We start from the raw sequence: 22,308 nt of genomic DNA, 5'->3' as shown, positions 1-22,308 counted from the left end.
CAGGTAGCTGACAGGGGACGTTGATAGGGTCTCGAGGTGTCCAGCGATGTGACCAGCCTTGCCGGTGGTGTGCTCGCACTCTCGGATCGCAGCGCGGGCGTTCCCTTGCGCGAGCTCGCCCTGGTGGGCCTGACCGCGGCGATCATCACCTATTTCGCCACCGGGCCGGTGCGCGTGCTGGCGACCCGCCTGGGCGCGGTCGCCTACCCGCGCGAACGCGACGTGCACGTGACGCCGACCCCGCGGATGGGCGGGCTGGCGATGTTCCTGGGCGTGGTCTCCGCCGTTTTCCTGGCCTCGCAGCTGCCGGCCCTCACCCGCGGGTTCGTCTATTCCACCGGGATGCCCGCGGTGCTGGTGGCGGGGGCGGTGATCATGGGCATCGGCCTGATCGACGATCGCTGGGGCCTGGATGCGCTGACGAAGTTCGCTGGTCAGATCACCGCGGCCAGCGTGCTGGTGACCATGGGCGTGGCCTGGAGCGTGCTGTACATCCCGGTCGGCGGGGTGGGAACCATCGTGCTGGACCAGGCCTCCTCGATCCTGCTCACGCTGGCGCTGACCGTCTCGATCGTCAACGCGATGAACTTCGTCGACGGGCTGGACGGGCTGGCCGCCGGGCTGGGCCTGATCACCGCGCTGGCCATCTGCATGTTCTCGGTGGGTCTGCTCCGCGACCACGGCGGCGACGTGTTGTATTACCCGCCCGCGGTCATCTCGGTGGTGCTGGCCGGCGCCTGTCTGGGTTTTCTGCCGCACAACTTTCACCGCGCCCGCATCTTCATGGGCGATTCGGGTTCGATGCTGATCGGCCTGATGCTGGCGGCGGCGTCAACGACGGCGGCGGGACCCATTTCGCAGAACGCCTACGGCGCCCGCGACGTGTTTGCTCTGTTGTCGCCCTTCCTGCTGGTGGTCGCGGTGATGTTCGTGCCGATGCTCGACCTGTTGCTGGCGATCGTGCGGCGCACCCGCGCGGGCCGCAGCGCCTTCACGCCGGACAAGATGCACCTGCACCACCGGCTGCTACAGATCGGCCATTCGCATCGACGAGTGGTGCTGCTCATCTATCTGTGGGTGGGCATCGTCGCGTTCGGGGCGGCCAGCACCATCTTTTTCGACCCGCGGCACACCGCGGCGGTGATGCTGGGTGCGATCGTCGTGGCGGGCGTCGCGACGGCCATTCCGCTACTCCGGCGCCGCGACGACTACTGGGACGAGGACTACGACGATCGGTAGTAGGTCGGTCGTAGTTATGGTAAGGTGCTGGTAGAACCCCGAAAACGAACTTCGCGGGTTGTGGCCTTCCCGGCTCGGCGGACGCGCATCCGGCGGTGCCGAACAACGACCGACACAGGGAGCTACCCCTTGGGTAAGTCCAGCTCGAGCCTTGCGATACGCTCGGCGGGCCACGGATCGGGCGATCCGGCGTTTCCGCTCCAACAACCCGGGATTGAGGTGCTGCAGTGACGACACCAGCGCAGGACGCGCCGTTGGTGTTTCCCGCTGTTGCCTTCCGCCCCGTGCGGTTGTTGGTCATCAGCCTCGCGCTGACCGCGGCGGGAACCCTGGCAGCCGGTTTCACCGGCCATCCGATGGTCGGGCTGTTCCTGGGCGTCGGTTTGCTGCTGGGTTTGCTCAACGCCGTCATGGTCAAGCGGTCGGTCGAGTCGATCACCGGACGCGAGCATCCGCTGAAGCGGTCGATGGCCGTCAATTCGGCGTCGCGCATCGCGATCATCACCATCCTGGCGCTGATCATCGCCTTCATCTTCAAGCCGGAAGGCCTGGGCGTGGTGTTCGGTTTGGCGATCTTCCAGGTGCTCTTGGTGGCCTCGACGGCCTTGCCGGTGTGGAAGAAGCTGCGGGCCGGGGACTCCGAGAGTGCGGCGAGCGGGGTAGTGGCGGTATCGGAAGGGACGGAAGTGAGGAGCGCCGGCGATGACTAAGTCGATCCTGGCCGGCCAGATCGAGGTCGGCGAGCACCACACGGCCAAGTGGCTGGGGCTGACCGTCAACACCGACACGATCTATTCGACCGCGATCGCCGCCGTCATCGTGATCGCGCTGGCCTTCTGGCTGAAATCTAAGGTCACGTCCAGCGATGTGCCGGGCGGGGTGCAGCTGTTCTTCGAGGCGGTCACCATCCAGATGCGCGGCCAGATCGAAAGCGCCATCGGGATGCGCATCGCGCCGTTCGTGCTGCCGCTCGCGGTGACCATCTTCGTGTTCATCTTGATCTCCAACTGGCTGTCGGTACTGCCGCTGCAGTACAAGGACAAAGAAGGCAAGACCAGCGAGTTGTTGTCCTCGGCCGCCGCCGACATCAACTACGTACTGGCGCTGGCCTTGTTCGTCTTCGTCTGCTACCACGCCGCCGGGATCTGGCGCCGCGGCATCATCGGCCACCCGCTCAGGGTCCTCAAGGGTCACGTCGCCATCCTGGCGCCGATCAACATCGTCGAAGAGCTGGCCAAGCCGATCTCGCTGTCGCTGCGACTGTTCGGCAACATCTTCGCCGGCGGCATCCTCGTCGCACTGATCGCGATGTTCCCGCCCTACATCCTGTGGCTGCCGAACGCGATCTGGAAATCCTTCGACCTGTTCGTCGGCGCGATTCAGGCTTTCATCTTCTCGCTGCTGACGATCCTGTACTTCAGCCAGGCCATGGAGCTAGAAGAAGACCACCACTAACACTGTCAGTGCTTGCAAACCCAATTATCAAGGAGGATAACGATGGCTCTCGACCCCCAAATTCTTTCCGGGGCCCTGATCGGCGGTGGAATCATCATGGGTGGTGGCGCCATCGGCGCCGGTATCGGTGACGGTATCGCCGGTAACGCCCTGATCTCCGGCGTCGCACGCCAGCCCGAGGCGCAGGGACGGCTGTTCACGCCGTTCTTCATCACCGTCGGTCTGGTCGAGGCGGCCTACTTCATCAACTTGGCGTTCATGGCGTTGTTCGTCTTCGCCACACCCGGCGCGTCCTAGTTCGTCGTGGTGGGTGACACGACCATGAATGTTCTGGCGTCCAGCCAGGCAGTGGCGGAAGGTAACAACTTCCTCATTCCCAACGGCACCTTCTTCTTCGTGCTGGCCATCTTCCTGGTGGTGCTCGGAGTGATCGGCACGTTCGTCGTACCGCCGATCCTGAAGGTACTCAAGGAACGCGACGCCATGGTCGCTAAGACGCAGGCCGACAACAAGAAGTCGTCCGAGCAGTTCGCCGCCGCCGAAGCCGACTACGAGGAAGCGCTGAAGGAAGCCCGGGTCCAGGCGTCGTCGTTCCGCGACAACGCCCGCAACGAGGGTCGTAAGGCCATCGACGACGCGCGCGCCGAAGCCGAGCAGCAGGTGGCAGAGACGTTGGCGCAAGCCAACGAACAGTTGAAGCGGGAGCGCGACGCCGTGGAATTGGATCTGCGTGCCAACGTCGGGACCATGTCAGCCACCCTGGCCAGTCGGATCCTCGGCGTCGACGTCGCCCCTACCGCCACGGCGAGGTAGCCCCAAATATGGACACCTTTATCGGACAGCTGGTCGGTTTCGTGGCCATCGCGCTGCTGGTCTGGCGCTTCGTGGTGCCGCCGGTGCGCAACATGATGACCGCGCGGCAGGAGGCTGTGCGCCAGCAGTTGAAGGACTCCAAGGAGGCCGCTCGGCGTCTCGAGGAGTCGACCACCGCGCACAGCAAGGCCGTGGAAGCGGCGAAGAAAGAGGCGAAGCGCCTCGTCGAGGACGCCAAGGCGGATTCCGCGCGCATCGAGGAACAGATGCGGTCGCAGGCCGAATCCGAAGCCGAACGCATCAGGGCACAAGGTGGTCGCCAGTCTGAGCTGCTGCGTGCTCAAATGACCCGTCAGCTGCGGTTGGAGCTCGGCCACGAATCCGTGCGCCAGGCAGGCGAACTGGTGCGCAACTACGTCGCCGACGCCGACCAGCAGGCAGCCACCGTCGATCGCTTCCTGGACGAACTCGACGACATGGCGCCCGAAGCGGTCGACGTCGAGTACCCGCTGCTGGCCAAGATGCGTGCGGCCAGTCGCCACGCGCTGGACGACCTGGTCGAACGGTTCAAGGACATCATCAAGGACCTCGACAAGCAGGGCCTGAACACCCTGGCCGAGGAATTGGCATCGGTGGCTGCGCTCCTGCACCGGGAGACCGTTGCCACCCGGTATCTCACTGTGCCGGCCGAAGATTCGGCGCCCCGGGTCCGGTTGATCGAACGCATCCTGGAGGGCAAGGTCGGCGCCCCCACCCTCGAGGTGCTGCGGGCCGCGGTCGCGGAGCGCTGGTCGGCCAACGCCGACCTGATCGACGCGATCGAGCATGTGTCGCGCCAAGCCCTGCTGGAGGTGGCTGAACAGGACGGGACCACCGACGAGGTGGAGGACCAGTTGTTCCGGTTTTCGCGCATCCTCGATGCGCAGCCGCGACTGGCCGTCCTGCTCGGTTCCGACACCGCGCCGGCCGAGGGCCGAGTCGGGTTGCTGCGCAAGGTGCTCGAGAGTTCGAGCGGAAAAGTCAACCCGGTCGCCGTGTCGCTGCTGTCCCAGACCGTCGAGTTGTTGCGGGGTCAGCCGGCCGAGGAGGCCGTACTGTTCCTGGCCCAGGTGGCGGTCGCTCGACGCGGTGAGGTTGTCGCACAGGTCAGCGCCGCGGCCGAGCTCAGCGACTCCCAGCGGACTCGCCTCAGCGAGGTGCTGGGCCGGATCTACGGACATCCGGTGGCGGTCCAGCTGCAAATCGATCCCGAACTACTCGGTGGGCTCTTGATCTCGGTGGGCGACGAGGTGATCGACGGCACGCTCAAGTCTCGACTGGCCGCCGCCGAAGCGCAGTTGCCCGACTGAACCGCTCCACCGAACACAAACTAGTCAGCACAAATCGAAGTAGGAAGACGAAAAGACATGGCCGAGTTGACAATCTCCGCTGATGCCATTCAGAGCGCCATCGAAGAGTACGTGGAGTCTTTCACCGCCGACACCTCCCGCGAGGAGGTCGGCACCGTCGTGGACGCCGGTGACGGCATCGCGCACGTCGAGGGGTTGCCGTCGGTGATGACCCAGGAGCTGCTGGAGTTCCCGGGTGGGGTGCTCGGTGTGGCCCTGAACCTCGACGAGCACAGCGTCGGCACGGTCATCCTGGGTGACTTCGAGACCATCGAAGAGGGCCAGCAGGTCAAGCGCACCGGCGACGTCCTGTCGGTGCCGGTCGGCGACGCATTCCTGGGTCGGGTGGTCAACCCGCTCGGCCAGCCCATCGACGGTGGCGGCGACATCGAGACCGATACCCGTCGCGCCCTGGAACTGCAGGCCCCTTCCGTGGTCGAGCGGCAGTCGGTGTCGGAGCCGCTGCAGACCGGCATCAAGGCCATCGACGCGATGACCCCCATCGGGCGTGGCCAGCGCCAGCTGATCATCGGCGACCGCAAGACCGGCAAGACCGCGGTCTGCGTCGACACCATCCTCAACCAGCGGCAGAACTGGGAGAGCGGTGACGAGAAGTTGCAGGTCCGCTGCGTCTACGTCGCGATCGGCCAGAAGGGCACCACCATCGCCTCGGTGCGGCGCGCGCTGGACGAGGGCGGCGCCATGGACTACACCACCATCGTCGCCGCACCGGCTTCGGACTCCGCCGGCTTCAAATGGCTTGCGCCGTATACGGGTTCGGCGATCGCCCAGCACTGGATGTACGAGGGCAAGCACGTGCTGATCGTGTTCGACGACCTGACCAAGCAGGCCGAGGCGTACCGTGCCATCTCGCTGCTGCTGCGCCGTCCGCCCGGCCGCGAGGCCTACCCCGGTGACGTGTTCTACCTGCACTCGCGGCTGCTCGAGCGGTGCGCCAAGCTCTCGGACGAACTCGGCGGCGGTTCGCTGACCGGCCTGCCGATCATCGAGACCAAGGCCAACGACATTTCGGCCTACATCCCCACCAACGTCATCTCGATCACCGACGGACAGTGCTTCCTGGAGAGCGACCTGTTCAACCAGGGTGTCCGGCCCGCCATCAACGTCGGTGTATCGGTGTCCCGTGTCGGTGGTGCCGCGCAGATCAAGGCGATGAAAGAGGTGGCCGGGTCGCTGCGGCTGGATCTGTCGCAGTACCGCGAGCTGGAATCCTTCGCGGCGTTCGCCTCCGACCTCGACGAGACGTCGAAGAAGCAGCTGGAGCGCGGGGAGCGCTTGGTCGAACTGCTCAAGCAGCCGCAGTTCGCGCCGATGCCGGTTGAGGAGCAGGTGGTTTCGATCTTCCTGGGCACTGCCGGTCACCTGGACTCGGTGCCGGTGGAGGACGTCAAGCGGTTCGAGGCCGAACTTCTGGACCACATGAAGGCGTCGGAGGAGGGCTTCCTCGAGGGAATCCGCAAGACCAAGAAACTCGGTGAGGAAGAAGAAGAGAAGCTCACCGACATCATCAACAAGTTCAAGAAGGGCTTCGCGGCCACCGGCGGCGGCTCGGTGGTGCCCGACGAGCACGTCGAGCCGTTGGACGAAAGCGACCTGGCCAAGGAGTCGGTACAGGTCAAGAAGGAAAAGCCCAAGAAGGACAACAAGAAGGACAAGAAGTAGCTAACAATGGCTGCAACACTTCGCGAACTGCGTGGGCGGATCCGCTCGGCCGGGTCGATCAAGAAGATCACCAAAGCCCAGGAGCTGATCGCCACCTCGCGCATCGGCAAGGCGCAGGCCAGGCTGGAATCCGCCCGGCCTTACGCGTTTCAGATCACCGCGATGCTCACCACGCTCTCCGCTGAGGCCGCGCTGGACCATCCGTTGCTGGTGGAACGGCCGAACCCCAAGCGGGCCGGCGTGTTGGTGGTGTCATCGGACCGCGGTCTGTGTGGTGCCTACAACTCCAGCATCTTCCGTCGCTCGGAGGAGCTCTTCTCGTTGCTGCGCGAGGAAGGCAAGGAGCCGATCCTCTACACGGTCGGCCGAAAGGCGCAGAACTACTACACATTCCGTAACTGGGACATTCAGCAGTCCTGGACGGGGTTCTCCGAGCAGCCCAAGTACGAGAATGCCGCCGAGATCGGCGCCACACTGGTGGACGCGTTCATGGCCGGCACCGGCGACGACGAGTCCGACCACCAATCCGACGACTCGGACGGGGTGCAGGGTGTCGACGAATTGCACATCCTCTATTCCGAGTTCAAGTCGATGATGTCGCAGACCGCGGTGGCACACCGCATTGCTCCGATGCTGGTCGAATATGTCGAGGAAGACACCGGGCCACACACCCTGTACTCCTTCGAGCCGGACGCGACGACGTTGTTCGACGAGCTGCTGCCGCGGTACCTGACCACCAGGGTGTACGCGGCGCTGCTGGAATCGGCCGCCTCCGAGCTGGCCTCCCGCCAACGTGCGATGAAGTCGGCCACCGACAACGCCGACGACCTCATCAAGGACCTGACGTTGCAAGCCAACCGTGAGCGGCAGGCCCAAATCACCCAAGAGATCAGCGAAATCGTCGGTGGCGCAAACGCGCTCGCCGACGCCGCCAAATAGGCCGACGAGGAAGCGAAAAGGTTATGGCTGCCACTTCAGACACCACCGAGAAGACCGACAAGAAGTCGGGAAGCTCCGACACCAACGGCCGCATCGTCCGGATCACCGGGCCCGTCGTCGACGTCGAGTTCCCGCGCGGTTCGGTTCCTGAGCTGTTCAACGCGCTGCACGCCGAGATCACCTTCGAGGCGATGAAGAAGACCCTGACCCTCGAAGTTGCTCAGCACTTGGGCGACAACCTGGTGCGCGCCATCTCGATGCAGCCCACCGATGGTCTGGTGCGCGGCGTCGAGGTCAAAGACACCGGAGCGTCGATCTCGGTGCCGGTCGGCGAGGAGGTCAAGGGCCACGTCTTCAACGCGTTGGGATACTGCCTGGACAAGCCCGGATACGGTGAGGACTTCGACCACTGGTCGATTCACCGCAAACCGCCGAAGTTCGAAGACCTCGAGCCCCGCACCGAGATGCTGGAAACCGGTCTCAAGGTCGTCGACCTGCTGACACCGTACGTGCGTGGCGGCAAAATCGCCCTGTTCGGTGGTGCCGGCGTGGGCAAGACCGTGCTCATCCAGGAGATGATCAACCGTATCGCCCGAAACTTCGGTGGCACTTCGGTTTTCGCCGGGGTGGGGGAGCGCACCCGAGAGGGTAACGACCTCTGGGTCGAGCTCAAGGAAGCCGACGTGCTCAAGGACACCGCGTTGGTGTTCGGTCAGATGGACGAGCCGCCCGGCACTCGTATGCGGGTGGCCCTGTCCGCGCTGACCATGGCCGAGTGGTTCCGCGACGAGGCCGGCCAGGACGTGCTGCTGTTCATCGACAACATCTTCCGGTTCACCCAGGCCGGATCCGAGGTGTCGACGCTGCTCGGTCGTATGCCGTCCGCGGTGGGTTACCAGCCGACGCTGGCCGACGAGATGGGTGAACTGCAGGAGCGCATCACCTCGACGCGTGGCCGCTCGATCACCTCCATGCAGGCCGTCTACGTGCCCGCCGACGACTACACCGACCCGGCGCCCGCGACCACCTTCGCCCACCTGGACGCCACCACCGAGTTGTCCCGGTCGGTGTTCTCCAAGGGCATCTTCCCGGCGGTGGACCCGCTGGCCTCCAGCTCGACCATTCTTGACCCCAGTGTGGTCGGCGACGAGCACTACCGGGTGGCTCAGGAAGTCATTCGAATCCTGCAGCGCTACAAGGACCTTCAGGACATCATCGCGATTCTCGGTATCGACGAACTGTCCGAGGAGGACAAGCAGCTTGTGCAGCGCGCACGTCGCATCGAACGGTTCCTCTCGCAGAACATGATGGCGGCCGAGCAGTTCACCGGCCAGCCCGGTTCGACGGTGCCGGTGAAGGAGACCATCGAGGCATTCGACCGGCTGAGCAAGGGTGAGTTCGACCACGTCCCCGAGCAGGCGTTCTTCCTGATCGGTGGCCTTGACGACCTGGCCAAGAAGGCCGAGAGCCTCGGCGCGAAGCTGTGATGAGAGTCCGGCTGGCACGAAAGGAGGTGTGGCATGGCGGAAATGAACGTTGAGATCGTTGCCGTCGACCGGAAGATTTGGTCCGGCGAGGCGAAATTCCTCTTCACCCGCACCACCGTCGGCGAGATCGGCATCATGCCTCACCACATTCCGCTGGTGGCTCAGTTGGTTGACGACGCCATGGTGCGCGTGGAACGAGAAGGCGACGACGACCTTCGGGTCGCCGTCGACGGCGGCTTCCTCTCGGTGACCGAGGAGAGCGTGACCATCCTCGCCGAGTCCGCCGAGTTCGAGTCGGAGATCAACGAAGAATCCGCCCGGCAGGACGCCGAATCGGATGATCCGCAAACTGCCGCCAGGGGCCGCGCCAGACTGCGCGCCGTCGGCGCGCTCGACTGATTCGCAAAATGAGCGCGCCCATGGTCGGCATGGTCGTGCTCGTCGTCGTGCTGGGCGCGGCGGTGCTCGGTCTGAGTTATCGGCTGTGGAAGCTGCGTCAGGGCGGGACCGCGGCCATCATGCGCGACATCCCGGCGGTAGGCGGCCACGGCTGGCGGCACGGCGTGATCCGGTACCGCGGCGGAGAGGCTGCCTTCTACCGCTTGTCCAGCGTGCGGCTGTGGCCCGACCGCAGACTGAGTCGACGAGGGGTGGAGGTTGTCACCCGGCGCGCCCCGCGTGGTGACGAGTTCGACATCATGACCGACGAGATCACCATCCTGGAGCTGCGCGACACCACCCAGGAGCGGCGGATGGGTTACGAAATCGCTTTGGACAGAGGCGCTTTGACGGCATTCCAGTCCTGGCTGGAATCGCGGCCGTCGCCACGCGCCCGTCGTCGCAGCAGCTGAGCCAAGAATCTTCCAAGAAGACTCGGGCAGTATTCACACCGGTCTGCTTCAATTCTGATATCCAGGCCCGTAACCAGCGACCGAGCCGCGTTGAGCCTTTCCGGTTCGGCCACCGACAGGAAGAGGTAAACGACTATGACCAGCGGCTCACCGGCCCCCGGCTGGTACCCCGACCCCAGCGGCCAACCCGGTCAGGCGTATTGGGACGGCGGGCAGTGGCGCCACGACGCCGCCGCGGCCGTTCCGGCCTCCTATGGCGGTCCGGCCTATGGCGGCGCCCCGTACGGAGTGGATGCCTACGGCCGACCGCTGTCCGATAAAAGCAAGGTTGCGGCCGGACTCATGCAGATCTTCCTGTCCACCTTCGCGGTCGGCCGGTTCTACCTCGGCTACACGAACATCGCCCTGATCCAGATCGCCGTGACCATCTGCACGTGTGGCGTCGGCGCCATCTGGCCACTGGTCGACGGGATCATGATCCTGATGGGCAACGTTCCCGACGCGCAGGGGCGCACCCTGCGCGACTGATCAACGCGCGCCGCCGCCCGGGCGCCACAGCACGTCGCCCTCCGGATTTGCCACCCGGGACAGGATGAACAACAGATCCGAGAGCCGGTTTAGGTACTTCGCCGGCAGCACGCTGACCCCGTCCGGATGCGTGTCGACCGCGGCCCAGGCGGATCGCTCGGCGCGGCGAACTACCGTCCGGGCGACGTGCAGCAGCGCCGAGAGAGCCGAACCACCCGGCAGCACAAAGGAATTCAGCGCCGGCAGGTTCTCGTTGTAGCTGTCGCACCAACTCTCCAGCCGATCGATGTAGGGCTGGGTGATGCGTAGCGGCGGATGCTCGGGGTCGGCGACAACTGGTGTCGACAGGTCCGCGCCGGCGTCGAACAGATCGTTCTGGATCTGCCGCAGCACCTCGCGCAGCGCGTCGTCCGGGTTGCCCAGCGCCACCGCGACGCCGATCGCCGAGTTCGCTTCGTCGCAGTCGGCGTAGGCGACCAAGCGTGCGTCGGTCTTGGCGACGCGTGAGAAATCGCTCAATCCCGTCGTGCCGTCGTCGCCGGTGCGGGTGTAGATGCGGGTCAGATGGACAGCCATGCACAAGACGCTACCGGGCGCGACCCTCTCACCTAACTGACAAGGCGATGGCCCCCCACTAGACTGACGCGGGTGGCGGAGCGATTCGTGGTGACTGGTGGCAACCGGTTGGCAGGCGAAGTCGCTGTTGGGGGCGCCAAGAACAGCGTGCTGAAGCTGATGGCCGCGACGCTGCTGGCCGAGGGCACCAGCACCATCACCAACTGTCCTGACATCCTCGACGTCCCGTTGATGGCCGAGGTATTGCGCGGTTTGGGCGCCACCGTGGAACTCGACGGTGACGTCGCCCGCATCACCTCACCCGACGAACCCAAGTACGACGCCGATTTCGCCGCGGTGCGCCAGTTCCGCGCTTCCGTCTGTGTGCTGGGCCCGCTGGTGGGCCGGTGCAAACGGGCCAAGGTGGCGCTGCCGGGCGGCGACGCGATCGGATCGCGGCCGCTGGACATGCACCAGGCCGGTCTGCGCCAACTCGGCGCGCAGTGCAACATCGAGCACGGTTGTGTGGTGGCACACGCAGAAACGTTGCGCGGCGCGGAGATTCAGCTCGAGTTCCCGTCCGTGGGGGCCACCGAGAACATCCTGATGGCGGCCGTCGTGGCCGAGGGCGTCACCACTATTCACAACGCCGCGCGCGAACCCGACGTGGTCGACCTGTGCACGATGCTCAACCAGATGGGCGCCCAGATCGAAGGCGCCGGCTCGCCGACCATGACCATCACCGGGGTGCCGAGACTGCACCCCACCGAACATCGGGTAATCGGGGACCGCATCGTCGCGGCCACCTGGGGGATTGCCGCTGCCATGACGCGCGGCGACATCACGGTCACGGGAATAGATCCCGCGCATCTGCAGTTGGTGCTGCATAAGTTGCACGATGCCGGTGCGACGGTCACCCAGACCGACGATAGTTTCCGGGTTGCTCAATATGAGCGTCCGAAAGCCGTCAACGTCGCGACCTTGCCTTTTCCCGGGTTTCCGACGGATCTGCAGCCGATGGCGATTGCCTTGGCCTCGATCGCCGACGGAACCTCGATGATCACGGAGAACGTTTTCGAAGCGCGGTTTCGGTTCGTTGAGGAGATGATCCGGCTCGGTGCGGACGCCCGCACCGACGGGCATCACGCCGTGGTGCGCGGACTGCCTCAACTGTCCAGCGCGCCGGTGTGGTGTTCGGACATCCGGGCCGGCGCCGGGCTGGTGCTGGCCGGGCTCGTCGCCGACGGTGACACCGAGGTCCACGACGTGTTCCACATCGACCGCGGCTACCCACTTTTCGTCGAGAACCTGGCGATTTTGGGAGCGGAGATCGAGCGGGTACAGTAGCCGAGTCACGCCCGATCGGCGCGATCAACTTCCAAGCGAAGACAACTTCCCAAGAAGAAGATCGAAACCAGGACTTGACACCCCAGCCGGATCTGTATTAAGCTGGCAGGGTTGCCCCGAAACGGGCGAAACAAGATCGAAAAGTGTTGTTTGAGAACTCAATAGTGTGTTTGGTGTTTTGTTTGTTGTTGTTTTTTTGACTACACCTAGCACCCCCCGTGTGTGGGTGTGGTCGCAATTTAAGATGCCAGTTTTGGTGTCACTTGTTAGGTCAGATTTTCTCTGATTGTAAATTCACCTCGTTAGCGAGGGGTTTTTGTTTGGAGAGTTTGATCCTGGCTCAGGACGAACGCTGGCGGCGTGCTTAACACATGCAAGTCGAACGGAAAGGCCCTTCGGGGTACTCGAGTGGCGAACGGGTGAGTAACACGTGGGTAATCTGCCCTGCACATCGGGATAAGCCTGGGAAACTGGGTCTAATACCGGATAGGACCACGGGATGCATGTCCTGTGGTGGAAAGCTTTTGCGGTGTGGGATGGGCCCGCGGCCTATCAGCTTGTTGGTGGGGTGACGGCCTACCAAGGCGACGACGGGTAGCCGGCCTGAGAGGGTGTCCGGCCACACTGGGACTGAGATACGGCCCAGACTCCTACGGGAGGCAGCAGTGGGGAATATTGCACAATGGGCGCAAGCCTGATGCAGCGACGCCGCGTGGGGGATGACGGCCTTCGGGTTGTAAACCTCTTTCACCATCGACGAAGGTTCGGGTTTTCTCGGATTGACGGTAGGTGGAGAAGAAGCACCGGCCAACTACGTGCCAGCAGCCGCGGTAATACGTAGGGTGCGAGCGTTGTCCGGAATTACTGGGCGTAAAGAGCTCGTAGGTGGTTTGTCGCGTTGTTCGTGAAATCTCACGGCTTAACTGTGAGCGTGCGAGCGATACGGGCAGACTTGAGTACTGCAGGGGAGACTGGAATTCCTGGTGTAGCGGTGGAATGCGCAGATATCAGGAGGAACACCGGTGGCGAAGGCGGGTCTCTGGGCAGTAACTGACGCTGAGGAGCGAAAGCGTGGGGAGCGAACAGGATTAGATACCCTGGTAGTCCACGCCGTAAACGGTGGGTACTAGGTGTGGGTTTCCTTCCTTGGGATCCGTGCCGTAGCTAACGCATTAAGTACCCCGCCTGGGGAGTACGGCCGCAAGGCTAAAACTCAAAGGAATTGACGGGGGCCCGCACAAGCGGCGGAGCATGTGGATTAATTCGATGCAACGCGAAGAACCTTACCTGGGTTTGACATGCACAGGACGCCGGCAGAGATGTCGGTTCCCTTGTGGCCTGTGTGCAGGTGGTGCATGGCTGTCGTCAGCTCGTGTCGTGAGATGTTGGGTTAAGTCCCGCAACGAGCGCAACCCTTGTCTCATGTTGCCAGCGGGTAATGCCGGGGACTCGTGAGAGACTGCCGGGGTCAACTCGGAGGAAGGTGGGGATGACGTCAAGTCATCATGCCCCTTATGTCCAGGGCTTCACACATGCTACAATGGCCGGTACAAAGGGCTGCGATGCCGCGAGGTTAAGCGAATCCTTTTAAAGCCGGTCTCAGTTCGGATCGGGGTCTGCAACTCGACCCCGTGAAGTCGGAGTCGCTAGTAATCGCAGATCAGCAACGCTGCGGTGAATACGTTCCCGGGCCTTGTACACACCGCCCGTCACGTCATGAAAGTCGGTAACACCCGAAGCCAGTGGCCTAACCCTTTGGGAGGGAGCTGTCGAAGGTGGGATCGGCGATTGGGACGAAGTCGTAACAAGGTAGCCGTACCGGAAGGTGCGGCTGGATCACCTCCTTTCTAAGGAGCACCACGAAAAGCACTCCAATTGGTGGGGTGCGAGCCGTGAGGGGTTCCTGTCTGTAGTGGACGGGAGCCGGGTGCACAACAACAAGCAAGCCAGACACACTATTGGGTCCTGAGGCAACACTTGAGTTTGTCCAGGTGTTGTCCCGCCACCTTGGTGGTGGGGTGTGGTGTTTGAGAATTGGATAGTGGTTGCGAGCATCAAAACAGATGCGTTGCCGTTCGCGGTAGCGCGTTCTTTTTTGTGCAATTTTATTCTTTGGTTTTTGTAGTGTTTGTAAGTGTCTAAGGGCGCATGGTGGATGCCTTGGCATCGAGAGCCGATGAAGGACGTGGGAGGCTGCGATATGCCTCGGGGAGCTGTCAACCGAGCGTTGATCCGAGGATTTCCGAATGGGGAAACCCAGCACGAGTGATGTCGTGTTACCCGTACCTGAATATATAGGGTGCGGGGGGGAACGCGGGGAAGTGAAACATCTCAGTACCCGTAGGAAGAGAAAACAATTGTGATTCCGCTAGTAGTGGCGAGCGAACGCGGAAAATGGCTAAACCGCATGCATGTGATACCGGGTAGGGGTTGTGTGTGCGGGGTTGTGGGAGTGATACTTCTCAGTTCTACCTGGCTGAGGGGCAGTCAAAAAGTGTCGTAGTTAGCGGAAGTGGCCTGGGATGGTCCGCCATAGACGGTGAGAGCCCGGTACGCGAAAACTCGGCACCTGCCTCGTATCAATTTCCCGAGTAGCAGCGAGCCCGTGGAATTTGCTGTGAATCTGCCGGGACCACCCGGTAAGCCTAAATACTTCTCGATGACCGATAGCGGATTAGTACCGTGAGGGAATGGTGAAAAGTACCCCGGGAGGGGAGTGAAAGAGTACCTGAAACCGTGTGCCTACAATCCGTCAGAGCCTCCTTGTGGGGTGATGGCGTGCCTTTTGAAGAATGAGCCTGCGAGTCAGGGACATGTCGCGAGGTTAACCCGTGTGGGGTAGCCGCAGCGAAAGCGAGTCTGAATAGGGCGTATCCCCGTAAGGGGTGTAGTGGCATGTTCTGGACCCGAAGCGGAGTGATCTACCCATGGCCAGGGTGAAGCGCGGGTAAGACCGCGTGGAGGCCCGAACCCACTTAGGTTGAAGACTGAGGGGATGAGCTGTGGGTAGGGGTGAAAGGCCAATCAAACTCCGTGATAGCTGGTTCTCCCCGAAATGCATTTAGGTGCAGCGTTGCGTGGTTCACCGCGGAGGTAGAGCTACTGGATGGCCGATGGGCCCTACTAGGTTACTGACGTCAGCCAAACTCCGAATGCCGTGGTGTCAAGCGTGGCAGTGAGACGGCGGGGGATAAGCTCCGTACGTCGAAAGGGAAACAGCCCAGATCGCCGGCTAAGGCCCCAAAGCGTGTGCTAAGTGGGAAAGGATGTGCAGTCGCAAAGACAACCAGGAGGTTGGCTTAGAAGCAGCCACCCTTGAAAGAGTGCGTAATAGCTCACTGGTCAAGTGATTGTGCGCCGATAATGTAGCGGGGCTCAAGCACACCGCCGAAGCCGCGGCACATCTACGTAAGTAGGTGTGGGTAGGGGAGCGTCCCTCATTCAGCGAAGCCGTCGGGTAACCGCCGGTGGAGGGTGGGGGAGTGAGAATGCAGGCATGAGTAGCGAATAGGCAAGTGAGAACCTTGCCCGCCGAAAGACCAAGGGTTCCTGGGCCAGGCCAGTCCGCCCAGGGTGAGTCGGGACCTAAGGCGAGGCCGACAGGCGTAGTCGATGGACAACGGGTTGATATTCCCGTACCCGTGTGTGCGCGCCCGTGATGAATCAATTGTGCTAACCACCCAAATGGTTGCTGATCAATCCCTTCGGGGTGCGACGGTGACCGGCTGCGTGGGACCCCGGTTGGTAGTAGTCAAGCGAAGGGGTGACGCAGGAAGGTAGCCGTACCAGTCAGTGGTAATACTGGGGCAAGCCCGTAGGGAGAGCGATAGGCAAATCCGTCGCTCATTAATCCTGAGAGGTGACGCATAGCCGATTGAGGCGAATTCGGTGATCCTCTGCTGCCAAGAAAAGCCTCTAGCGAGTTCACACACGGCCCGTACCCCAAACCAACACAGGTGGTCAGGTAGAGAATACCAAGGCGTACGAGATAACTATGGTTAAGGAACTCGGCAAAATACCCCCGTAACTTCGGGAGAAGGGGGGCCGGCATGTCGTGAACACCCTTGCGGTGGGAGCGGAAGCCGGTCGCAGAAACCAGTGAGAAGCGACTGTTTACTAAAAACACAGGTCCGTGCGAAGTCGCAAGACGATGTATACGGACTGACGCCTGCCCGGTGCTGGAAGGTTAAGAGGACCCGTTAACTCGTAAGGGTGAAGCGGAGAATTTAAGCCCCAGTAAACGGCGGTGGTAACTATAACCATCCTAAGGTAGCGAAATTCCTTGTCGGGTAAGTTCCGACCTGCACGAATGGCGTAACGACTTCTCAACTGTCTCAACCATAGACTCGGCGAAATTGCACTACGAGTAAAGATGCTCGTTACGCGCGGCAGGACGAAAAGACCCCGGGACCTTCACTATAGCTTGGTATTGTTGTTCGGTACGGTTTGTGTAGGATAGGTGGGAGACTGTGAAACTCTAACGCCAGTTAGGGCGGAGTCGTTGTTGAAATACCACTCTGATCGTATTGGACACCTAACGTCGAACCGTATATCCGGTTCACGGACAGTGCCTGGTGGGTAGTTTAACTGGGGCGGTTGCCTCCTAAAATGTAACGGAGGCGCCCAAAGGTTCCCTCAACCTGGACGGCAATCAGGTGTTGAGTGTAAATGCACAAGGGAGCTTGACTGCGAGACTTACAAGTCAAGCAGGGACGAAAGTCGGGATTAGTGATCCGGCACCTCTGAGTGGAAGGGGTGTCGCTCAACGGATAAAAGGTACCCCGGGGATAACAGGCTGATCTTCCCCAAGAGTCCATATCGACGGGATGGTTTGGCACCTCGATGTCGGCTCGTCGCATCCTGGGGCTGGAGCAGGTCCCAAGGGTTGGGCTGTTCGCCCATTAAAGCGGCACGCGAGCTGGGTTTAGAACGTCGTGAGACAGTTCGGTCTCTATCCGCCGCGCGCGTCAGAAACTTGAGGAAACCTGTCCCTAGTACGAGAGGACCGGGACGGACGAACCTCTAGTGCACCAGTTGTCCCACCAGGGGCACCGCTGGATAGCTACGTTCGGACAGGATAACCGCTGAAAGCATCTAAGCGGGAAACCTTCTCCAAGATCAGGTTTCTCACCCTCTAGGAGGGATAAGGCCCCCCGCAGACCACGGGATTGATAGGCCAGACCTGGAAGCTCAGTAATGAGTGCAGGGGACTGGCACTAACCGGCCGAAAACTTACCAACACAACCAATCGCAACCACTATCTGTTCGCCGGCTTAATTGCGCGGACACCACACCCCCCATCAATACAACTTGAATGCACCAATTAAATAGAGTTACGGCGGCCACAGCGACAGGGAAACGCCCGGTCCCATCCCGAACCCGGAAGCTAAGCCTGTCAGCGCCGATGATACTGCCCAATTCGGGTGGAAAAGTAGGACACCGCCGAACATATACAAAAACACCCCCATTCATTTGGGGGTGTTTTTGTATTCCGGGTTCAGTCGTCGGCGAATGCAACCGCCCGGTGAAAGAACCAACCGGAAATCGGACTCGGGGTTACTCCGTGCGAATCGGGTCAGTCGAAGAGCGTCAGCGCTGCTCGCCGCTTCTCCAATTGCAGCAACGTCTGCTTGCGGTCCAGGCCCCCGCCGTACCCGGTCAACTTCCCGCTGGCGCCGATGACCCGGTGACAGGGAACGATGATCGCGATCGGATTGTGGCCGTTGGCCAATCCGACGGCGCGAGCCGCTCCGGGAGCCCCGACCTGGGCCGCGATTTCTCCGTAGGAGCGGGTCTCGCTGTAGGGAATGGTCAGCAGGGCGTTCCACACGCGCTGCTGAAATCCCGTGCCGCGCATGTCGATTTCGACGTCGAAGTCGCAGAGTTCGCCGGCGAAGTAGGCGTCGAGTTGGTCGACCGCGGCACCGAACGCGGTGTCGTCCCGGGTCCAGTCGGCACGGCTCGGCTCATATGTCTGATCGACCATCCGCAGATTCGTCAGAATCCCGTCCCGGCCCGCCAGAGTCAGTGGCCCGATGGGGCTGTCAATGGTGCGGTAGACAATCATGCCGCTCCTTTCGGTGCCTCTGCCGGTGGCCATTGGTTGACCGGATGTTCGAGGGTGGTCCACAGGTGCTGGGTGGCATACGACCGCCACGGACGCCAGCGGGCGCTGTGCTCGGTCAGGCTCCGTTCCTGATCGGGCAAGCCCAGCTGGTTGGCCGCCAGTCGAAGGCCGAGATCGCCGGACGGGAATGCGTCCGGGTCGCCGAGGGCGCGCATGGCGATCACCTCCGCGGTCCAGGGTCCGATTCCCGGCAGGTTCAGCAGCTGCCGTCGAGCACGCGTCCAGTCGCATCCGGGATCAAGGGTGACACTGCCGTCGGCGAGGGCGGACAGCAGCACGGTCAACGTACGTCGCCGCGACTGCGGCACGGCCAGATGCATCGGGTCGATGTCCGCGAGGTCGGGCACCGAGGGGAAGGTGTGGGTCAACCCGCCCGCGGCATCTGGTACCGGCCGACCATACGCGGTGACCAGCCGGGCCGCGTGGGTGCGTGCGGCCTTGGTGGACACCTGCTGACCCAGCACCGCCCGTATCGCCAGTTCGGCCTCGTCGACGGTGCGCGGGATCCGTTGGCCCGGCGCCTTGGCGACCACCGGCGCCAGATCCGGGTCCGCGCGGAGCGCATCGACCACGGCTTCAGGGTCGGCGTCCAGGTCCAACAGGCGGCGGCACCTGGCGGTCGCGGTCGCCAGATCGCGGAAATCGTCGAGGACCAGCAGGCAGCGCACATGATCGGGGGCGGGCGTCAGCGTCGCTACACCGTTTCCCCGGGTCAGCCGCAGAGTGCGCCGGTAGGCGCCGTCACGGACCTCCTCGCAACCCGGTACCGCGGTGGCGGCCAGGTGGCCGAACACGCCCTCGTACGCGAACGGAGTCCGTACCGGCAGTCGCAGCGATATCGCACCGGGCGAGCTGGTCAGGGCGCCGAAGCGGGCGGCCGCCTTGCTGCGTAACTGCGTCGGGGTGCTGTCGCACACCAGCCGAACCGTGTCGTTGAACTGACGGATGCTGGAAAACCCGGCGGCGAACGCCACGTCGCCGAACGGCAAGTCCGTCGTCTCGATCAGCACCCGGGCGGCCTGCATGCGCTGCGCACGGGCTAGCGCGAGCGGGCCGGCGCCCACCTCGGCCTGCAGCAACCGCTCCAATTGCCGTGTTGTGTAACCCAGGCGACCGGCCAGACCGGTCACGCCCTCGCGGTCCACCGTGCCGTCGGCGATCAGTCGCATGGCGCGCGCTACGGCGTCACCGCGTACGTTCCATTCCGGAGACCCCGGTGAGGCGTCCGGACGGCAGCGTTTGCAGGCCCGGAAGCCTTCGTGCTGGGCCGCGGCGGCCGTCGGGAGGAAGCGCACGTTGCGGGCCAGCGGAGGCCGGACCGGGCAGCTGGGCCGACAGTAGATCCGGGTGGTCAGCACCGCGATGACGAACCAGCCGTCGAACCGGGCGTCCTTGGCCTGGACCGCCCGGTAACAGCGTTCGAAATCTTCGTGCACCCCTCAACAGTTACACCGTCGGGCCGCCATGACTGGCGGAAAAGCGACATCAATGTCGACAGGCCACAACCTGCGCTACCAGAGCGCCGCATAGGTGCTGGCCAGAATGAAGCCGTGCGACCCGGGAGCCTTGCAGGTGACCGTGCCTTGGTATCCGACACCGCAGGTGGTGCCCCAGTTCTCCAGCCGCTGACCTTCGGGCAGCACGTCGACGTCGCGGGCGAATCCGGGTGGGTCGGCGTGCCGGTACTGTGCTGCCGCCCAGCTACTGACCACGGTCTGGTTGGTGCCGGCCGGAGCGACAATGGGAACCGCGTCGCATCCGGAGACGCCGCCGTTGGGGGCGATCGCACAGGAGCGGCCGTCTGGGGTCTTGAAGAACTTCCAGTAGAAGTCACCGGCCGAGGAAAAATGCCCTTGTGCCAACGGGTAAGCATCGATCGCATCAGCGCCGGACGGAGGATCTGCCGCCGCCGGAACCGTTGTCGACAACGCCGCGACGACCGCGAACGCTGCCCCGACGCGTCGGGCCCTAATGGCCGCGCCCGCCCGGGGTCCGTTGCGCATGAGACAGGACGTCATTCCTCGCCGGCGCGGTGCCGGTCGCGCGGCTTGCGGTCACTTCCGGTGTCCGGCACGTCGCTGTTGCGGAATCTACCGTCGCCGCGGGTCACCTTGATGCTGTAAGCGATGATCCCGAGAAAGACCAGGAGTACCGATCCGTACACGAGAAACACCCAGCTGCCGGTACCCATGCAAAGAGATTACGTCCAAGGCACTACTTGGCCCGTCTGGCCGGCTCAGCCGGTGCGGCCAGCCGAATGCGCTGATCGTGGCCGCGCAGCCGGACGTGCCTGCCCAACTGCCATCGGGCCTGCTCCTCCTCGCCGGCCCCCTGCAGCGTCTGCGCGGAGGCCAGCAACCGGCCCGGGCGTGATTTGGCCAGCTCGCACAGGCGGGCCGCCTCGTTGACCGGCTCACCGATCACCGTGTACTCGAAGCGCTCCTTGGCCCCCACATTGCCGGCGACCACCTGCCCGGCCGCCACCCCGATGCCGGCCCTGAGGTCCGGCATTTCGTGGGCGAGCCGCTCGGCGATGGCCCGGGCGGCCGCCAGCGCGGCGTCCTCGGGACTGTCCAGGTGGTTGGGCGCACCGAAGATAGCCAGCGAGGCGTCGCCCTCGAACTTGTTCACCAGCCCGTGATGGCGGTCGACCTCTTCGACAACGATGGTGAAGAACTGATTGAGCAGTTGCACCACGTCAGCGGGCGGACGGCTGGTTACCAGCTGGGTGGACCCGACGATGTCGATGAAGACGACGGCGACGTGGCGCTCCTCGCCACCCAGCTTCGGGCGTTCGCGCTCGGCCGCCAGCGCTACCTCTCGTCCGACGTGCCGGCCGAACAAGTCGCGCACCCGTTCGCGTTCCCGCAGCCCGTCGACCATCGCGTTGAAACCCCGTTGCAGCTCGCCGAGTTCGGTCCCGTCGAACACCAACAGGTCACCGCGAAGGTCGCCCTGTTCGACGCGTTTGAGCGCCGCACGCACCACCCGAACCGGGGTGGCCGTCAGCCAGGCCAGGATCCACATCAGCGTGAATCCGAAGATCAGCGTGGCCGCCGCGGCGATCAGCACGCCGACCGCGAACTGCGTCTGAGTCAGGTTCTGCATGGCCATCTCGAAGATGGCCATCAAGCCGATTCCGACGACGGGCACGCCCGAGCCGAGCAGCCAGACCATCATGGTGCGGCCCAGGATTCCCGGCGCCAGTCGCCGCGGCGGTGGCCCCGCTTCGAGGGCCTGGGCGGCCACCGGGCGCAGCGCGAACTCGGTGAGCAGGTAGCTGCTGGTGGCCACCAGCAGCCCACAGAAGCTGACCGCGATCAGAAACCGGGGAATGAACATGGTGTTGGCCATGCCGTACAGCACGGTCAGCAACACCGTGCCGATGCCCCACAGGACGAGGTGGCCGACGGCTACCCGCCACGGCGCCATGAACGTATTGCGCTCGTCGCGGGGGGAGGGTTCGCGTTCCTCGATCGCCCAGCGCAGCGCCTCGACGGTGCCACGGGTGATCGAGAACGTCCCCACGGCCAACGCCGCGAGGATGTAGGCCGGGGCCGCCACGAAGGAAACCCAGTACGGGGCGTCCTCGAACACGTCCGGCACCGGCACCGCGACCGTCACCAGCAGTACCGCCACGGCGATGCCGATCAGGTTCGCACCCAGGATCAGCACGGTCATGATGACCTGGATGCGGACTCGCCGGCGCTGCTGATCCTCCGATACGCGCCCCAGCAGCCAGGAGCCGTAAGCGGGGGTGGCCGGCAGTCGCCCGCTCTGCCGGGTCAACCTCTCCAGCATGCGGCCAAGCCGCTGCGCGAAACTCTGCTGGGACGACCGCCTGGACGGCTGTTTGGACGACATGGTTGCGCCCAGCCTAATTCGTGGGCCGCTGA

General features: G+C 63.5%; 19 protein-coding genes and 3 rRNA genes. 16 read left to right on the top strand and 6 right to left on the bottom strand.

Features of this window, described 5'->3' with window-relative positions; genetic code table 11:
- Positions 1-36 precede the first annotated feature (36 nt).
- From rfe to MKCMC460_RS21135, 12 genes are all read left to right on the top strand, one after another.
- A complete protein-coding gene (rfe, locus tag MKCMC460_RS21190) occupies positions 37-1,239 on the top strand; it encodes a glycosyltransferase family 4 protein (RefSeq protein WP_236976848.1) in 1,203 nt (400 codons plus the stop codon).
- A 227-nt stretch (positions 1,240-1,466) separates the two neighbouring features.
- Positions 1,467-1,949, top strand: a complete 483-nt coding sequence (locus MKCMC460_RS21185; RefSeq protein ID WP_236976847.1) for an ATP synthase subunit I — start codon at positions 1,467-1,469, stop codon at positions 1,947-1,949.
- Complete coding sequence (atpB, locus tag MKCMC460_RS21180) at positions 1,942-2,694, top strand: F0F1 ATP synthase subunit A (RefSeq protein WP_236976845.1); 753 nt, start codon at positions 1,942-1,944, stop codon at positions 2,692-2,694. Before MKCMC460_RS21185 ends, atpB begins: the two co-directional genes overlap by 8 nt.
- Positions 2,695-2,736: 42 nt before the next feature.
- On the top strand, positions 2,737-2,991 hold the full coding sequence (locus tag MKCMC460_RS21175) for a F0F1 ATP synthase subunit C (RefSeq protein ID WP_236976844.1): 255 nt from the start codon (positions 2,737-2,739) through the stop codon (positions 2,989-2,991).
- Between the two features lie 24 nt (positions 2,992-3,015).
- Positions 3,016-3,507, top strand: a complete 492-nt coding sequence (locus MKCMC460_RS21170) for a F0F1 ATP synthase subunit B (protein ID WP_370652931.1) — start codon at positions 3,016-3,018, stop codon at positions 3,505-3,507.
- Between the two features lie 8 nt (positions 3,508-3,515).
- The gene (locus MKCMC460_RS21165; RefSeq protein WP_236976842.1) at positions 3,516-4,856 is read left to right on the top strand and encodes a F0F1 ATP synthase subunit B/delta; all 1,341 of its coding nucleotides are present in this window, start codon (positions 3,516-3,518) and stop codon (positions 4,854-4,856) included.
- Positions 4,857-4,913: 57 nt separating this feature from the next.
- Positions 4,914-6,578, top strand: a complete 1,665-nt coding sequence (atpA, locus tag MKCMC460_RS21160; protein ID WP_236976841.1) for a F0F1 ATP synthase subunit alpha — start codon at positions 4,914-4,916, stop codon at positions 6,576-6,578.
- A 6-nt stretch (positions 6,579-6,584) separates the two neighbouring features.
- Complete coding sequence (locus MKCMC460_RS21155; RefSeq protein WP_236976840.1) at positions 6,585-7,517, top strand: F0F1 ATP synthase subunit gamma; 933 nt, start codon at positions 6,585-6,587, stop codon at positions 7,515-7,517.
- A 23-nt stretch (positions 7,518-7,540) separates the two neighbouring features.
- Complete coding sequence (gene atpD / locus MKCMC460_RS21150) at positions 7,541-9,004, top strand: F0F1 ATP synthase subunit beta (RefSeq protein WP_236976839.1); 1,464 nt, start codon at positions 7,541-7,543, stop codon at positions 9,002-9,004.
- A gap of 33 nt (positions 9,005-9,037) precedes the next feature.
- Complete coding sequence (locus MKCMC460_RS21145) at positions 9,038-9,403, top strand: F0F1 ATP synthase subunit epsilon (protein ID WP_236976838.1); 366 nt, start codon at positions 9,038-9,040, stop codon at positions 9,401-9,403.
- Between the two features lie 8 nt (positions 9,404-9,411).
- The gene (locus MKCMC460_RS21140) at positions 9,412-9,855 is read left to right on the top strand and encodes a DUF2550 domain-containing protein (RefSeq protein ID WP_236976836.1); all 444 of its coding nucleotides are present in this window, start codon (positions 9,412-9,414) and stop codon (positions 9,853-9,855) included.
- 135 nt (positions 9,856-9,990) lie between these two features.
- Entirely contained in the window at positions 9,991-10,383 is a 393-nt protein-coding gene (locus MKCMC460_RS21135; RefSeq protein ID WP_236976834.1) for an NINE protein, read from the top strand.
- On the opposite strand, the gene MKCMC460_RS21130 is transcribed toward MKCMC460_RS21135, so the two are convergent.
- Complete coding sequence (locus tag MKCMC460_RS21130) at positions 10,384-10,959, bottom strand: cob(I)yrinic acid a,c-diamide adenosyltransferase (RefSeq protein ID WP_236976833.1); 576 nt, start codon at positions 10,957-10,959, stop codon at positions 10,384-10,386.
- A 72-nt stretch (positions 10,960-11,031) separates the two neighbouring features.
- On the opposite strand from MKCMC460_RS21130, the gene murA reads away from it, so the two are divergent.
- The 4 genes from murA to rrf all read left to right on the top strand — a co-directional run bounded on the left by murA (position 11,032) and on the right by rrf (position 17,733).
- Positions 11,032-12,285: a UDP-N-acetylglucosamine 1-carboxyvinyltransferase gene (murA, locus tag MKCMC460_RS21125; RefSeq protein WP_238304769.1), complete on the top strand. Its 1,254-nt coding sequence runs from the start codon at positions 11,032-11,034 to the stop codon at positions 12,283-12,285.
- Between the two features lie 317 nt (positions 12,286-12,602).
- Positions 12,603-14,132: ribosomal RNA gene (locus tag MKCMC460_RS21120) — 16S ribosomal RNA — on the top strand.
- A 281-nt stretch (positions 14,133-14,413) separates the two neighbouring features.
- Positions 14,414-17,525: ribosomal RNA gene (locus tag MKCMC460_RS21115) — 23S ribosomal RNA — on the top strand.
- Between the two features lie 94 nt (positions 17,526-17,619).
- A 5S ribosomal RNA gene (gene rrf, locus MKCMC460_RS21110) occupies positions 17,620-17,733 on the top strand.
- Together the 16S, 23S and 5S rRNA genes form the textbook arrangement of a ribosomal RNA operon.
- A gap of 127 nt (positions 17,734-17,860) precedes the next feature.
- On the opposite strand, the gene MKCMC460_RS21105 is transcribed toward rrf, so the two are convergent.
- The 5 genes from MKCMC460_RS21105 to MKCMC460_RS21085 all read right to left on the bottom strand — a co-directional run bounded on the left by MKCMC460_RS21105 (position 17,861) and on the right by MKCMC460_RS21085 (position 22,276).
- Complete coding sequence (locus MKCMC460_RS21105) at positions 17,861-18,352, bottom strand: methylated-DNA--[protein]-cysteine S-methyltransferase (protein ID WP_236976832.1); 492 nt, start codon at positions 18,350-18,352, stop codon at positions 17,861-17,863.
- Entirely contained in the window at positions 18,349-19,848 is a 1,500-nt protein-coding gene (locus MKCMC460_RS21100) for a DNA-3-methyladenine glycosylase 2 family protein (protein WP_238304768.1), read from the bottom strand. Before MKCMC460_RS21100 ends, MKCMC460_RS21105 begins: the two co-directional genes overlap by 4 nt.
- A 75-nt stretch (positions 19,849-19,923) precedes the next feature.
- Complete coding sequence (locus MKCMC460_RS21095) at positions 19,924-20,415, bottom strand: hypothetical protein (protein WP_236976831.1); 492 nt, start codon at positions 20,413-20,415, stop codon at positions 19,924-19,926.
- Positions 20,416-20,426: 11 nt separating this feature from the next.
- Complete coding sequence (locus tag MKCMC460_RS21090) at positions 20,427-20,603, bottom strand: hypothetical protein (RefSeq protein WP_236976830.1); 177 nt, start codon at positions 20,601-20,603, stop codon at positions 20,427-20,429.
- A 23-nt stretch (positions 20,604-20,626) separates the two neighbouring features.
- Positions 20,627-22,276, bottom strand: a complete 1,650-nt coding sequence (locus MKCMC460_RS21085) for an adenylate/guanylate cyclase domain-containing protein (protein WP_236976829.1) — start codon at positions 22,274-22,276, stop codon at positions 20,627-20,629.
- Between the last annotated feature and the right edge of the window lie 32 nt (positions 22,277-22,308).

Source organism: Mycobacterium sp. 20KCMC460, from assembly GCF_022179425.1.
GTDB classification, from domain to species: domain Bacteria; phylum Actinomycetota; class Actinomycetes; order Mycobacteriales; family Mycobacteriaceae; genus Mycobacterium; species Mycobacterium kiyosense.
Note: the sequence above shows the minus strand (reverse complement) of the source record. Positions and strands in the feature narration are given on the sequence as shown.

Coding starts and splice junctions, on each gene's coding strand:
- atpB (WP_236976845.1), top strand. CDS start 1,942: ATGACTAAGTCGATCCTGGCCGGCCAGATCGAGGTCGGCGAGCACCAC.
- MKCMC460_RS21175 (WP_236976844.1), top strand. CDS start 2,737: ATGGCTCTCGACCCCCAAATTCTTTCCGGGGCCCTGATCGGCGGTGGA.
- MKCMC460_RS21170 (WP_370652931.1), top strand. CDS start 3,016: ATGAATGTTCTGGCGTCCAGCCAGGCAGTGGCGGAAGGTAACAACTTC.
- MKCMC460_RS21165 (WP_236976842.1), top strand. CDS start 3,516: ATGGACACCTTTATCGGACAGCTGGTCGGTTTCGTGGCCATCGCGCTG.
- atpA (WP_236976841.1), top strand. CDS start 4,914: ATGGCCGAGTTGACAATCTCCGCTGATGCCATTCAGAGCGCCATCGAA.
- MKCMC460_RS21155 (WP_236976840.1), top strand. CDS start 6,585: ATGGCTGCAACACTTCGCGAACTGCGTGGGCGGATCCGCTCGGCCGGG.
- atpD (WP_236976839.1), top strand. CDS start 7,541: ATGGCTGCCACTTCAGACACCACCGAGAAGACCGACAAGAAGTCGGGA.
- MKCMC460_RS21145 (WP_236976838.1), top strand. CDS start 9,038: ATGGCGGAAATGAACGTTGAGATCGTTGCCGTCGACCGGAAGATTTGG.
- MKCMC460_RS21140 (WP_236976836.1), top strand. CDS start 9,412: ATGAGCGCGCCCATGGTCGGCATGGTCGTGCTCGTCGTCGTGCTGGGC.
- MKCMC460_RS21135 (WP_236976834.1), top strand. CDS start 9,991: ATGACCAGCGGCTCACCGGCCCCCGGCTGGTACCCCGACCCCAGCGGC.
- MKCMC460_RS21130 (WP_236976833.1), bottom strand. CDS start 10,959: ATGGCTGTCCATCTGACCCGCATCTACACCCGCACCGGCGACGACGGC.
- MKCMC460_RS21105 (WP_236976832.1), bottom strand. CDS start 18,352: ATGATTGTCTACCGCACCATTGACAGCCCCATCGGGCCACTGACTCTG.
- MKCMC460_RS21095 (WP_236976831.1), bottom strand. CDS start 20,415: ATGCGCAACGGACCCCGGGCGGGCGCGGCCATTAGGGCCCGACGCGTC.
- MKCMC460_RS21090 (WP_236976830.1), bottom strand. CDS start 20,603: ATGGGTACCGGCAGCTGGGTGTTTCTCGTGTACGGATCGGTACTCCTG.
- MKCMC460_RS21085 (WP_236976829.1), bottom strand. CDS start 22,276: ATGTCGTCCAAACAGCCGTCCAGGCGGTCGTCCCAGCAGAGTTTCGCG.